Annotated in this window: 9 protein-coding genes; 3 read left to right on the forward strand and 6 right to left on the reverse strand. The window is 74.0% G+C overall.

Annotation, left to right across the window (positions count from 1 at the left end):
• Positions 1-162 precede the first annotated feature (162 nt).
• A complete protein-coding gene (locus ACH4N1_RS03525; RefSeq protein WP_398094198.1) occupies positions 163-963 on the forward strand; it encodes a sugar phosphate isomerase/epimerase family protein in 801 nt (266 codons plus the stop codon).
• Between the two features lie 290 nt (positions 964-1,253).
• A complete protein-coding gene (locus tag ACH4N1_RS03530; RefSeq protein WP_398094199.1) occupies positions 1,254-2,618 on the forward strand; it encodes an MFS transporter in 1,365 nt (454 codons plus the stop codon).
• Here the strand turns inward: ACH4N1_RS03530 and ACH4N1_RS03535 are convergent.
• The 3 genes from ACH4N1_RS03535 to aroA form a co-directional block, all read right to left on the reverse strand.
• Positions 2,590-3,204 (reverse strand): RBBP9/YdeN family alpha/beta hydrolase, encoded by a 615-nt coding sequence (locus ACH4N1_RS03535; protein ID WP_398094201.1) that lies wholly within the window; start codon positions 3,202-3,204, stop codon positions 2,590-2,592. The genes ACH4N1_RS03530 and ACH4N1_RS03535 overlap by 29 nt on opposite strands.
• 149 nt (positions 3,205-3,353) lie before the next feature.
• Complete coding sequence (locus tag ACH4N1_RS03540; RefSeq protein ID WP_398094203.1) at positions 3,354-3,986, reverse strand: GNAT family N-acetyltransferase; 633 nt, start codon at positions 3,984-3,986, stop codon at positions 3,354-3,356.
• The gene (gene aroA / locus ACH4N1_RS03545) at positions 3,983-5,224 is read right to left on the reverse strand and encodes a 3-phosphoshikimate 1-carboxyvinyltransferase (protein ID WP_398094204.1); all 1,242 of its coding nucleotides are present in this window, start codon (positions 5,222-5,224) and stop codon (positions 3,983-3,985) included. Before aroA ends, ACH4N1_RS03540 begins: the two co-directional genes overlap by 4 nt.
• Before the next feature lie 429 nt (positions 5,225-5,653).
• Here aroA and ACH4N1_RS03550 point away from each other — a divergent pair, with 429 nt between their 5' ends.
• Positions 5,654-7,453 (forward strand): glycoside hydrolase family 3 protein, encoded by a 1,800-nt coding sequence (locus ACH4N1_RS03550; protein WP_398094206.1) that lies wholly within the window; start codon positions 5,654-5,656, stop codon positions 7,451-7,453.
• An 88-nt stretch (positions 7,454-7,541) separates the two neighbouring features.
• Here the strand turns inward: ACH4N1_RS03550 and ACH4N1_RS03555 are convergent, their stop codons facing one another.
• The 3 genes from ACH4N1_RS03555 to ACH4N1_RS03565 all read right to left on the reverse strand — a co-directional run bounded on the left by ACH4N1_RS03555 (position 7,542) and on the right by ACH4N1_RS03565 (position 13,305).
• Positions 7,542-8,963 carry a S28 family serine protease gene (locus tag ACH4N1_RS03555; protein ID WP_398094208.1) on the reverse strand — a complete coding sequence of 474 codons (1,422 nt, stop codon included), beginning with the start codon at positions 8,961-8,963 and terminating at the stop codon, positions 7,542-7,544.
• A 150-nt stretch (positions 8,964-9,113) separates the two neighbouring features.
• A complete protein-coding gene (locus tag ACH4N1_RS03560; RefSeq protein WP_398094210.1) occupies positions 9,114-9,503 on the reverse strand; it encodes a hypothetical protein in 390 nt (129 codons plus the stop codon).
• A gap of 85 nt (positions 9,504-9,588) precedes the next feature.
• Positions 9,589-13,305 carry an ABC transporter ATP-binding protein gene (locus ACH4N1_RS03565; protein ID WP_398094212.1) on the reverse strand — a complete coding sequence of 1,239 codons (3,717 nt, stop codon included), beginning with the start codon at positions 13,303-13,305 and terminating at the stop codon, positions 9,589-9,591.
• Between the last annotated feature and the right edge of the window lie 85 nt (positions 13,306-13,390).

A 13,390-nucleotide genomic window follows, 5' to 3' on the forward strand; every position in this document is an offset into this window, starting at 1 on the left:
GTCGCGAGGCCACGGAGGTCCGGGGCGCGAGGCCACGGAGGTCCGGGGCGCGAGGCCACGGAGGTCCGGGGCGCGAGGCCACGGAGGTCCGGGGCGCGAGGCCACGGAGGTCCGGGGCGCAGCGGTCGTAGCCGGGGCCGTCCGCGAGTAGGGTCCGAGGGTATGAAGCTCGCCTTCTCCACCCTCGGAGTGCCCGGTCTTCCGATCCCCGACGTGCTGCGGCTCGCGACCGCGCACGGGTACCACGGTGTCGAGCTGCGCGCCCATCCCGAGGAGCCCGTGCATCCGGGCCTCGGCCCGGCCGAACGGGCCGAGGTGGCCGACGGGTTCAGGGCGGCCGGGGTCGAGGTGCTCGGGATCGCGGGCTACGCGCGCGTGGCCGCTCCGGGGGACGACGAACCGGTGCTCGACGAGATCCGCGCACTCGTCGCCCTCGCCCGCGACCTCGGCGCCCCCCACGTCCGGGTGTTCCCCGGCGGCGCCGACGGGCAGGACCCCGCCGAGGCGGACGCCGTCGCCGCCGGGCGGCTGGGCACCGCCGCCGAGTACGCCGCCGACCTGGGCGTGCGCATCCTGCTGGAGACGCACGACTCGCACCGCACCGGCGCCGCCGCGATGCGTGTCCTCGGCCTGGTCGGACACCGGCAGGTGGGTGCGCTGTGGGACGTGATGCACACCTGGCTGGGCGGCGAGCAGCCGCAGGACACCTACGCCGCGCTCGCGCCGTATCTCGGATACGTGCAGGTCAAGGACATCGCCTCCGTCGAGGACACCACCCCGATGGCGCTGGGCGCCGGCGTGCTGCCCCTCGCCGAGTGCGTGGAGGTCCTGTCCCGGCACGGGTGGGACGGCTGGCTGTGCTGGGAGTACGAGAAGCGGTGGTACGACGCCGCCGAGCCGCTGGCCGGGCTGCTGGACGCCGGACGGGAGCACCTGGCGAGGCTGCTCAACGAGTCGGCGTGAGGGGCGCGGGCAGACGGCCGGAGGGGCGCCGCCCGGTCGGCGGGCCGGTACCGGAAGGGGACCGCCGCCCGGTTGACGGGCCGGTACCGGAAGGGGACCGCCGCCCGGTCGGCGGGCCGGTACCGGAAGGGGACCGCCGCCCGGTTGACGGGCCGGTACCGGAAAGGGACCGCCGCCCGGTCGGCGGGCCGGTAAACGACTGGCGGGCCGGCACGGGCGCGGGTTAGCCTCCGCGCCGTGTATCGACCCCTAGCGCAGCCCGTGGTGCGGCCCGCCGCACCCCCGGCGTCATGAGTCTCGGCCGGACCTTCCTCGACGTCCGCCCCCTGCGCACCTCCCCCGTCTTCCGTCGGCTGCTGATCGGGCGCACCGTCTCCACGCTCGGCGGCTTCATGACCATGGTCACCGTCATGTACCAGGTGTGGGACATGACCCACAGTTCGGTGTGGAGCGGTGCGGTCGGGCTGGCGCAGGCACTGCCGATGGTCGGCGTGGGGCTGTTCGCCGGCGCCTGGGTCGACCGCGCCGACCGGCGCCGCGTCTACCTGATCGCCACCGTCGGCCAGGCCCTCTGCTCGCTGCTGCTCGCCGTGCAGGGCTTCACCGGGCACGTGCCCGTGCCGCTCGTCCTGGCGCTGGTCGCGGCGCAGGCCTCGTTCGGAGCGGTCGGGGGCCCCGCGGCCGGCGTGTTCGTGCCGCGGCTGCTGCCCAGGGACCAGGTGGCCGCTGGGCTCGCGCTGAACCAGGCGACCGGGCAGTCGATGATGCTGCTCGGCCCGGCCGTCGCCGGTGTGGTGCTCGGCTGGTGGGGCATCGGCGTCTGCTACCTGCTGGACGCCCTCAGTTTCGGGCTGGCCTTCTACGGCGCGTTCGGCCTGCCCGCGCTGCCGCCCGAGGGCGGGAAGTCCCGGCCCGGACTGCACGGCGTGCTGGACGGGCTGCGGTTCCTGACCGGCAACCGGGTGGTGCGCGGCGCCCTGCTGACGGACCTGGCCGCGACCGTGCTGGCGATGCCGGTCAGTCTCTTCCCGCTGGTCAACGCGGAACGCTTCGGCGGCGACCCGCGCACGCTGGGCCTGTTCCTGTCCGCGCTCGCCGTCGGCGGTGTCACCGCCACCGCCTTCTCGGGGCCGGTGACCCGGCTGGCGCGGCCGGGGCCGGTGATGCTGTGCTCCTCCGCCCTGTGGGGCGTGTCCCTCGCCCTGTTCGGCCTGACGACCAGCGCCTGGGCGGGACTCGGGGTGCTGGTGGTGGCCGGCGCCGCGGACGCCGTGGCCGTCCTGTCCCGTACGACCATCGTCCAGACCCGTACGCCCGACGCGCTCCTGGGCCGGGTGACGGCGGCCGAGGCGATCGTCGGGCAGGCGGGCCCGCACCTGGGCAACCTGCGCGGTGGCCTCGCCGCCGGCTGGTCCTCGGGCGCCACCGCCCTGGTCACGGGTGGCCTGATGTGTCTCCTGGCGGTGACGACGGTGGCCGCCACGACGCCGGAACTGCGGGGCGGGGCGGAAGTGGGGGACCCGCAGGACACGGGGGCTCAGGACACGGGGGCGGAGCGTCCCGGGTCAGGGGCCTCGCCGGTGGCCGGGGCGGCGGACGCCGACGGCTCCCCCGGCTCCCCCGGCTCTACGACGGCCGCCCCGGCCGGACCGTGAACCGCGCGTCGCCGTTCTCGCACCATTCCAGCACCGAGGGCCAGGAGCCGTAGCCCGCGTCCAGGTCCAGGTGGGCGGCGCCGGGCAGGACTTCGGCGGTCAGGCCGAGCGGGGTGCCGTACGCGGACTGGACACCCTCCGGGCAGTACGGGTCGTCGTCGCCGGCGACCAGGCGGGTCGGGCAGGGCAGGGTCAGGCCGTCGAGGGAGGGGAGGGCGAACTCCGCGACCTCGGGGTGGCCGGCGAGGACCGGGGCGGACGGGGGCGCGACCAGCAGGACCCGGTCGACGGCGTCGAGGCCGGGCAGGCCGCGGGCCACGGCCTGCAGCCACAGCACGACGGACAGGCTGTGCGCGACGACGACCCGCTCGCGCCCGGCGTCCAGGCCGTCGAGCAGGCGGGCCAGCTCCCCGAGCCAGACCTCCAGGGCGGGGTCGTCGGGATCGGGCAGCTGCGGGTAGGCGACGGCGTGGCCGCGCTCGGTCAGGCGGTCGGCCAGCCAGTGCTGCCAGTGGTCGGCGGGCCGGTGGTTCTGCCAGCCGTGCAGGACGAGGAAGGAGCGGCGGAGCCCGGTCGTCGTGGTCATGTTCCCGATCTTTTCCGGGCGCGGGGCGGCGGGTCCAGCCCGTCTCGGCCGGCGGGACAGCCGGGCGCCGCCCGGCGGCCGGCGGGGGCGGGTCACGCGCGGCCGAGTGGCGCGAGGTCAGGCCACGCGCGGGAGCGGGCCGCGGTGGATCAGGCCGTGCGGGAGCGGAACTCCGCGACCCTCTCCTCCAGCCGTGCCCGCCGTTCGGGCCATTCGTCGGCCGTGATCGAGAAGACCGCGGTGTCCCGGAGGCGGTCCTCCTCGCCGGGGGCCCAGGAGCGGGACCAGTTGCGCAGGACGCCCTCCAGGCGGCCTCCGACGCTCTCGACGGCCGCGCGGGAGCGGCTGTTGCGGGCGTCGGTCCTCAGGTCCACGCGGGCCACGCCCCACACCTCGAAGGCGTGCCGGAAGAGGAGCAGCTTGGACTCGGCGTTGACGCCCGTGCCCTGCGCCGAACGGGCCAGCCAGGTGAAGCCGACCTCGACGGCGTCGAGCCGGTCGTCGGACCGCCAGGAACGCGGCTCCCAGTAGGCGGTGGCGCCCATCACCCGGCCGGTGGCCGGGGACACCTGCGCGTAGGGGGCGAGCAGGCCCTCGGCCTTGCGGGCGAGCTGGGCGTCGACGTAGTCGCCGACCTCGCCGGCCCGCGGCACCCACGTGTACGCGTACGTCCCCCGGTTCTCCTCCGCCGCCTCCGCCAGACCGGCGGCGTGCCGGTGCTCCAGCGGCTCCAGGCGTACCAGCGCGCCCTCGAGGACCGGCCCCTCCATGGTGAACGTCACCCGACGATGTCCTTCCTCAACCGCGCGAACGCCTCGTGGAAACCGGGGAAAGTCTTGCGGACGCACTCCGGGTCGTCGAACGATATTCCGGGCGTGCGCAGGCCGGTCACCGCGAAGGACATGACGATGCGGTGGTCGCCGTGGGAGGTGATCTCGGCACCGCCGGGCGCGGCACCCGGGCGGATCTCGATCCAGTCGGGGCCCGTCGCCACCTCCACGCCCAGCCGGCGGAGGTTCTGCGCGCACGCCTCCAGGCGGTCGCACTCCTTCACGCGCGTGTTGGCCACGTCCTCGATGCGGACCGGGCCGGAGGCGTAGGGGGCGATCGCGGCGAGGGTCGGCATGGTGTCGGAGACGTCCCGCATGTTCACGGTGAGGCCGCGGAGTTCGCCGGTGCCGCGCACGGTCGTGCGGTCCGCCCCGACCGTGACCCGCGCGCCCATCGCGCGCAGGACCTCCACGAAGCCCAGGTCGCCCTGGAGCGCGCCCGCGCCGAGACCCGGCACGGTCACCTCGGCGCCCGGGGTCACCGCGGCCGCCGCGAAGAAGTAGCTCGCCGTCGACGCGTCCGGCTCGATCGCGTACGTCGTCGCCCGGTAGCCGCCCGGCGGGACGACGTACGTGTCGCCCTCGCGGACCACCTCCACGCCGAACGCCCGCATCATCGCGAGCGTGATCTCCACGTACGGCGCCGAGACCAGGTCGGTGACCGTGACGCGCAGGCCGGTGCGGGTGAGCGGGCCGAGCAGCAGCAGGGCGGTCAGGTACTGGGAGGACTGGCCGGCGTCCAGGACGACGTCCCCGCCCTCCACCCCCGCCGCGGCGACGGTCAGCGGGTGGTGGCCCTCCGCCTCCTCGTGCCGCAGGTCCACGCCCAGGTCGCGCAGGGCGCGGGTCAGCGGCAGCAGGGGCCTGCGGCGCATCTGGGGGGAGGCGTCGAAGCGGTAGGTGCCGTGGCCGGCGGCGGCCAGGGTGGGCAGGAAGCGGGCGGTGGTGGCGCCGTCCCGGCAGTACACGTCGGCTTCGCGGACAGCGGGGCCCTGCGGGCGGCCGTCGACCTGCCAGGCGTCCGGGGTGCGGCCGACGCGGTAGCCGAGCCGTACGAGGCCCTCGGCGAATCCCTCGGTGTCGTCCGACCGCAGGGGCCGCCGGAGGGTGGTGACCCCGTCGGCGGCCGCGGCGAGGAACAGGGCGCGGGCGGTGATGGACTTGGAACCGGGAATGTCGACAAGGGCCATGCCCCGCATGATCCCGCCGGGGGTCTGTCGGGGGTGGGGGTGTCCAAGGGGTGGACGAGGTGTCCACCGCGGCCGGCCCACCCTCTCCGCCGCACCGGGGCCGGCAGCCGCCGTCATCGGCGCGCCCCCTCCGTTGCGCCGATGGCGGCCCCTCCGCCGGCACCGCGCGCGTTCCCTTGACTGGCGGAAACTTCCCGGTTACTGCTGGCGCGACGGAAGTTTCCTTCAGCGGACCACCGACCACCGACCACCGGACCACCGACCACCGGACCATCGACCACCGGACCACAGGGCCGCTGGACCACAGGGCCACAGGGCCGCTGGACCACAGGGCCGCTGGACCGCTGGACCACAGGACCGCTGGACCGCTGGACCGCTGGACCGCTGGACCGCTGGATCATCCCCGGATCGCCTCCGGAAGGAGCGCACGTGCCCTCCAGACGTACCGTCCTGGCCGCCGGTGCCGGCCTCACCACCGCCCTGGCCACCGCCCTCCCCCTCGGCGGCACCGCGCACGCCGGCACCGACCGGCGCCTGCGCGCGCTGATCTCCCGCATGTCGCTGGAGGAGAAGGTCGGCCAGGTCTTCGTCACCCGGGTGTACGGCCACTCGGCGACCGACCCCGACCCGGCCGACGCCGACGCCAACCTCGCCGAACTCGGCGTGCGCACCGCCGCCGAGCTGATCGCCCGTTACCGCGTGGGCGGGATCATCTACTTCACGTGGGCGCACAACACCCGCGACCCGCTCCGGATCGCGGACCTGTCCAACGGCGTCCAGCGGGCGTCCCTCGGCCTGCCGCGCGGGCTGCCGGTGCTGATCTCCACGGATCAGGAGCACGGCGCCGTCGCGCGCGTGGGCCGGCCGGCCACCCTGTTCCCGGGCGCGATGGCGATCGGCGCCGGGGGGTCGCGGTCCGACGCCCGCACCCTCGGCCGTGTCGCGGGCGCCGAACTGCGGGCGATGGGCGTCCGGCAGGACTACTCCCCCGTCGCCGACGTGAACGTGAACCCGGCCAACCCGGTCATCGGCGTCCGCTCGTTCGGCGCGGACCCGCAGGCGGTGGCGGAACTGGCCGCGGCGGAGATCCGCGGCTACCGCGCGGCCGGGGTGGCGGCGACCGCCAAGCACTTCCCCGGGCACGGCGACACCGCCGTCGACAGCCACTACGGCTTCCCCGTCATCACGCACACGCGCGAGGTGTGGGAGGCGCTGGACGCGGTGCCGTTCCGGGCGGCGATCGCGGCCGGCGTCGACTCGATCATGACCGCGCACATCCTGGTCCCGGCCCTGGACGACTCGGGCGACCCGGCGACCCTCTCCCGTCCGATCGTGACCGGCCTGCTGCGCGAACACCTCGGCTACGACGGGGTCGTGGTCACCGACGCGCTCGACATGGCGGGCGTACGGACGAAGTACGGGGACGACCGGGTGCCGGTGCTGGCGCTGAAGGCGGGCGTCGACCAGCTCCTCAACCCGCCGAAGCTGGACGTCGCCTGGAACGCCGTGCTGCGGGCCGTGCGGGACGGGGAGCTGACGGAGGCGCGGCTGGAGGAGTCGGTCCTGCGGATCCTGCGGCTGAAGGACCGCCTCGGCCTGCTCGCCGACCCGTACGTCGACCGGGACCGGGTGGGGCGGACGGTGGGCACGAGGGCGCACCTCGCGACGGCCGACCGGATCGCGGGGCGGACGACGACCCTGCTGGTCAACGAGGGTCCGGTGCTGCCGCTGTCGCCGCGCGCGCACCGGCGGCTGCTGGTCGTGGGCGCGGACCCGGCGTCCCCCTCGGGCACCACGGGCCCGCCCACCGGGGTCCTCGCCGCCGCCCTCTCCGAACGGGGGTTCACGGCGACGGCGCTGTCCACGGGCACGGCCCCGTCCGCGGCGGTGATCGCGCGTGCGGTGACGGCGGCGGGCGACACGGACGCGGTGGTGGTGGCGACGTACAACGTCACCGCGACGAGCCCGCAGAAGACGCTCGTCGAGCAACTCCTGGCCACCGGACGCCCGGTGGTCGCGGTGGCGGTCCGCAATCCGTACGACGTGGCCCAGCTGCCGTCCGTGAAGGCGTACCTGGCGTCCTACTCGTGGACCGACGTCGAACTGCGGGCCGCCGCACGGGTGATCGCGGGAGCCCTGGAGCCGCGGGGCCGGCTGCCGGTACCGGTGCAGCGCGCGGACGACCCGACGCGGGTGCTGTACCCGATCGGACACGGCCTCGCCTACTGACACGGTCCGCGGGACGAAAAGGGATGAAACGGCACGACGGCCGGCCGGCGGGGAAGCCGGCCGGCCGTCGTGGCGGGCCGAGCGGGGACTACGGGCGCAGCGCCGGCTCGCGCTCCACGTGCCGCACGTCCAGCTTCGCGTCGAACCTCGCCAGCGGCCTGGCCGCGGCGGCGTTCTCCTGGACGGCGGCCGGGGCGACGCCCGCCCAGTCCAGGATGCGGGCCGTGGCGAGGGCCTTCTCGTCGGCGACGAGGCCGGCCACGTTCGCGCCGTGGTTCAGGCCGGGCGCGGTGAGGACGTAGGAGTCCTTCGCGCCCTTGCCGAGGCGGAACCGCTCGGCGCCCCACGGGTCGTTCTGGCCGTAGACGAACAGCATGTGGCGGGCGTTGTGCTTCACCCACGTGTCGACGTCGCGCATCGCCGACGGCTGGAACTTCATGGAGATGTCCCGGGGGACGAAGTTGCGCGGGGGCTGGTAGCCGTAGCGGACGTACTTCTTCTCGATGTGCGGGAAGTGGATGGTGGGCGCGCCGAGCTGGGTGCCCGCCTGGTAGTAGTACGGGGTGTACGGCGACAGGCCCTGGTCGGTGTAGAAGGAGAACCCGGAGATCGTGTCGATCGAGGTCCAGATCTCGTCGTCGGTCGCGTTCTTCGCGTCGGCGGGGATCGTGTCGCAGTCGGACAGCAGGCTGTACTGCCAGAAGCCCCAGACGTAGTCGAGGACGACGGCCTCGTAGGCGCGGTCCAGGCTGCCGATGGTGGTGAAGGTGTAGCCGTTCTCGGCGGCGTAGGCCTCGTACGTCTTCTCCAGTGCCTCGCGGCGCACCAGGGCCTCGCGCTGCACGGCGTTCAGGCGGTCGCGGCACTCCTTGGTGCCGACGGTCGCGAAGAAGCGGTCGTAGGCCGAGTCCTCGTCGTTCACCACGTCGTTGGGGGCGACGTACGCGACGACGCCGTCCATGTCACGCGGGTAGAAGCGCTCGTAGTAGGTGGCCGTCATGCCGCCCTTGGAGCCGCCCGTGGAGATCCAGTTCTGCGGGTAGATCGCCTTCAGCGCCCGGAAGATGCGGTGCTGGTCGCTCGCGGCCTGCCAGATGTCCAGCTTGGACCAGTCGGCGGGGTCGGGGCGGGAGGGTGTGAAGAAGCGGTACTCCATGGAGACCTGGTTGCCGTCCACGATCTGGGTGGGCTCGCGGCGGCTGGGGGTGGTGGAGACGCTGTAGCCGCCGGTGTAGAAGACCGTCGGTCGGCTGACGTCCTTGTGCAGCACGGTGATCCGCTGCTGGAACGTGCCCTTGGAGGGGTGCCGGTGGTCCACCGGCTGGGTGTAGTTCAGGACGAAGTAGCGGTAGCCGGGGTACGGCTTCTCCTGGACCAGGCTCATGCCGGGTACGGAGAGGAGCCGGTCTTTGATGTCCGCTTCCGGCTCGGCAGCGGTAGCTGCCCCGGCCGTGGTCAGCGTGCCGATGAGCACGGTGAACGCCAGCAGCCATCTGAGCGCCTTGCGCATGCGCGTGCACCCTCCCTGTGAGACAGATGTGCGCCGGAAGCTATCGGAGCAACACCCGTCACACCAGAGGGGATTGGCAAGTGGTGCGCATATCTGCCGGGATGTGACGGCAGGAAGGCGCCGGTCGGCCGGTGCCGGTGCCGGTGCCGGTCAGCACAGGATCCAGCCGGAGGTGTACGTCCCGCTGCCCACCGAGCCCGACACCCGCACGCAGCGGTGTCCGGCGTAGACCTCCACGGGCGGCGAACTGCGGGCATGCTTGCGCGACTTGCGCACGGCGACGTGGCCGCGCGCCTGCACGCCGACCGACACCGTCCGCTTCGTGCCGGGGTGCTTCTGCACGGTCACGGCGCAGACCCGGCCGCCGTTCTTGTAGACGAAGACGGAGCCGGTGGAGAAGGGCAGCATCCGCACCTGGCGGCCCGCGCAGGCGGAGGGCGCGGCCTGGGCGCTGCCCGGCGCCGCCACCGCGAACAGCAGGGACGCGGTCAGCACGGCCAGCCCCGCCCCCAGCCGTCGGCGTATCGCACCACTGTCCACGGTCGTCGACCCCTCCCCCGTCCGCCGCACCCACGGCCGTACAGGTGTACGGACGCAGGGCGCGGGGTGGATGGTTGCGCGACCGTCAGCGGGACGCGCCGACCGGCTCCTCCGGTTCCGCCTCGCCGACGAACGCCCGCCACAGCTCGGCGTACCGCCCGCCCCGCGCGAGCAGTTCCTCGTGCGTGCCGTCCTCGGCGACCCGTCCGTGGTCCATGACGACGACCCGGTCCGCGCGGGCCGCCGTGGTCAGGCGGTGGGCCACCACCAGGGTCGTACGGCGGCCCGCGACGCGGTCGGTGGCCTGGTTGACCTGGGCCTCCGTGGCCAGGTCCAGGGCGGCCGTCGCCTCGTCGAGGAGCAGGACGTCCGGGTCGACCAGCTCGGCGCGGGCCAGCGCGATCAGCTGCCGCTGCCCGGCGGAGAGGTTGCGGCCGCGCTCGGCGACCTCGTGGAGGTAGCCGCCGTCCAGGGTGGCGATCATCTCGTGCGCGCCGACCGCCCGCGCCGCCGCCTCCACCTCGGCGTCGGTGGCGTCGGGGCGGCCGTAGGCGATGGCGTCGCGGACGGTGCCGGGGAAGAGGTACGCCTCCTGCGGGACGACGCCCAGCCGGTGGCGGTACGCGGTGAGGTCGAGGGTGCGCAGGTCCGTGCCGTCGACCAGCACCCGGCCGCTCGTCGGGTCGTAGAACCGGGCGACCAGCTTCACCAGGGTCGACTTGCCGGCGCCGGTCTCGCCGACGAACGCGACGGTCTGGCCGGCGGGGACGTGCAACGCGATGCCGGTCAGGGCCTCCTCGTTGTCGCCGTAGGTGAAGTGGACGTCCTCGAAGGTGATCTCGCCGCGCAGCGCGTCGACGCCGAGGGGTTCCTCGGCGGCCTGCGTGGAGGTGGGCTCCCGCAGGAGTTCCTGGATGCGGCCCAGCGAGACCGTGGCCTGCTGGTAGCCGTCGAAGACCTGGGAGAGCTGCTGGACGGGGGCGAAGAACAGGTCGATGTAGAGCAGGTACGCCACCAGCGCGCCGGTCGTCAGCGTCGCCGCGTCCACCCGGTGCGCGCCCACGATCAGGACGGCCGCGGCGGCGGCCGAGGACAGCAGCTGGACGAAGGGGAAGTAGACCGAGATCAGCCACTGGCCGCGGATGCGGGCCCGGCGGTAGCCGTCGCTGCGCTCCGCGAACCGCGCCCCGCCGTCGTGCTCGCGCCGGAAGGCCTGCACGATCCGCAGTCCGGCGACCGACTCCTGGAGGTCGGCGTTGACCGCCGACACCCGCTCGCGGGCGAGTTCGTACGCCTTCACGCTGGCCCGGCGGAAGAAGAAGGTGGCGACGACCAGCGGCGGCAGGGTGGTGAAGACGACCAGGGCCAGCTGCACGTCGAGCACCAGCAGGGCCGCCATGATGCCGAAGAAGGTGACGACCGAGACGAACGCGGTGACCAGGCCGGTCTGCAGGAACGTCGACAGCGCGTCGACGTCCGTCGTCATCCTCGTCATGATCCGGCCGGTCAGCTCGCGCTCGTAGTAGTCGAGGCCGAGCCGCTGGAGCTGGGCGAAGATCTTCAGGCGCAGGGCGTACAGGACGCGTTCGCCGGTGCGGCCGGTCATCCGGATCTCGGCGGTCTGCGCGGCCCACTGGGCGAGCACGGCGAGCAGCGCGAGCAGGGAGGCGGCCCAGACGGCGCCCACGGCCATCCGGGTGACGCCGTCGTCGATGCCGTGCCGGATCATCACCGGCAGCAGCAGGCCCGTGCCGGCGTCCACGGCGACCAGGCCGAGGCTGATCAGCAGCGGCAGCCCGAAGCCCCGCAGCAGCCGGCGCAGACCGTAGGAGTCCTCGGCGGCCACCGCGCGGGCCTCGTCGACGTCCGGGACGTCGGTCGCCGGGGGCAGCGCCTCCACCTGTGCGAGCAGCTCGGGCGTGGCGGGCGTACCGGCGAGCGCGGTGTCCTTGCGCTCGCGGTCGCCCGTCCACAGCCGGGGGGTGACCCCGCGCTCGGCGTCGAACTCGGCGTCCAGCTCGTCCCGCACCGACGTGTCCTCGCCGGGCTCGGCGGGGCGGGCGTGGCCGGGCGAGACCCCGCCCAGCTCGTCCGGGTCGGTGAGCAGGCGGCGGTAGAGGGCCGAGCGCTCCTGGAGCTCCTCGTGGGTGCCGAGGTCGGCGAGCCGGCCGCCGTCGAGGACGGCGATGCGGTCGGCGAGGTTGAGGGTGGAGCGTCGGTGCGCGATGAGGAGGGTGGTGCGGCCCTCCATGACGTGCTTCAGAGCCTCGTGGATCTCGTGCTCCACGCGCGCGTCCACCGCCGAGGTGGCGTCGTCGAGGACGAGCAGCCGCGGGTCGGTGAGGATCGCGCGGGCGAGCGCGACGCGCTGGCGCTGGCCGCCGGAGAGGGTGAGGCCGTGCTCGCCGACCTTGGTGGCGTAGCCCTCGGGCAGCTCGGCGATGAACCGGTCGGCCTGGGCGGCGCGGGCGGCGGCCTCGATCTCCTCGTCGGTGGCGTCGGGACGGCCGTAGGCGATGTTGGCGCGGACCGTGTCGGAGAACAGGAAGGAGTCCTCCGGCACCAGGCCGATCGCGGCCCGCAGCGAGTCCTGGGTCAGCTCGCGCACGTCGTGGCCGCCGACGAGGACGGCGCCGCGGGTGACGTCGTAGAAGCGGGGCAGCAGCAGGGAGACCGTGGACTTGCCGGAGCCGGAGGAGCCGACGACGGCGAGGGTCTCGCCGGCGCGGATCTCGAAGCTGAGCCCGTCCAGCACCGGGCGGTCGCCGTATCCGAAGGACACGTCGTCGAACTCGACGGTCGCGGGCGCGTCGGCGGGCAGCACCTTGGTGCCGTCCTTCATCGACGGCTCGGTGTCGATCAGCTCCAGGACGCGTTCGGTGCCCGCGCGGGCCTGCTGGGCGACGGTGAGGACCACGGCGAGCATGCGGACCGGGCCGACGAGCTGCGCCAGGTAGGTGGAGAAGGCGACGAAGGTGCCGAGGGTGATGTGCCCGTGCACGGCCAGCCAGCCGCCCACCGCGAGCATCGCGACCTGCCCGAGCGCGGGGACGGACTGCAGGGCCGGGGTGTACCGCGCGTTGAAGCGGATCGTGCGCAGCCGGCCGGCGTAGAGCCGTCGGCCGACCTCGCGCAGCTTGCCGGTCTCCTGCTCCTCCTGCCCGAAGCCCTTCACCACCCGGACGCCGGTGACGGCGCCGTCGACCACGCCCGCGACGGCGGCGGCCTGCGCCTGCGCGTACCAGGTGGCCGGGTGCAGCCGGGTGCGGCTGCGTCTGGCGATCACCCACAGGGCGGGGGCCACGGCCAGCGCGACCAGGGTGAGCGGCGGCGACAGCCAGGCCATGATCCCCAGGGAGATCAGGAACAGCAGGATGTTCCCGATGGTCATCGGGAGCATGAAGAGCAGGCCCTGGATGAGCTGGAGGTCGCTGGTCGCCCGGCCGACGACCTGTCCGGTGGACAGCTCGTCCTGGCGGCGGCCGTCGAGCCGGGTGATCGTCGCGTACATCTCGGTCCGCAGGTCGTGCTGGACGTCGAGGGCGAGCCGGCCGCCGTAGTAGCGGCGGACGTAGGTGAGGACGTAGACGATCACGGCCGCGCCGATCAGGGCACCCGCCCAGGGCGCCATGTCACGGCTGTGGTCGCCGATCACGTCGTCGATGATCACCTTGGTGACGAGCGGGACCAGCGCCATGACGGCCATGCCGCCGAGGGAGGAGCCGAGGGCGAGGACCACGTCCGCCGGATGGCGCCACGCATAGCTCGCCAGTCGCCGTGCCCATCCCCGTTGCGCAGCCACACCGGTGCCTTCCGTCAGACCTGATCTTCCAGAAGGCACCAACGTGACAGGAAGCGGATTTCATCCCTCCGCAACAATCCGCTCC

Origin of the sequence: Streptomyces sp. NPDC017202, assembly GCF_044331705.1 — a bacterium.
Classification (GTDB): Bacteria; Actinomycetota; Actinomycetes; order Streptomycetales; family Streptomycetaceae; genus Streptomyces.

Coding starts and splice junctions, on each gene's coding strand:
- ACH4N1_RS03535 (WP_398094201.1), bottom strand. CDS start 3,204: ATGACCACGACGACCGGGCTCCGCCGCTCCTTCCTCGTCCTGCACGGC.
- ACH4N1_RS03555 (WP_398094208.1), bottom strand. CDS start 8,963: ATGCGCAAGGCGCTCAGATGGCTGCTGGCGTTCACCGTGCTCATCGGC.
- aroA (WP_398094204.1), bottom strand. CDS start 5,224: ATGGCCCTTGTCGACATTCCCGGTTCCAAGTCCATCACCGCCCGCGCC.
- ACH4N1_RS03530 (WP_398094199.1), top strand. CDS start 1,254: ATGAGTCTCGGCCGGACCTTCCTCGACGTCCGCCCCCTGCGCACCTCC.
- ACH4N1_RS03525 (WP_398094198.1), top strand. CDS start 163: ATGAAGCTCGCCTTCTCCACCCTCGGAGTGCCCGGTCTTCCGATCCCC.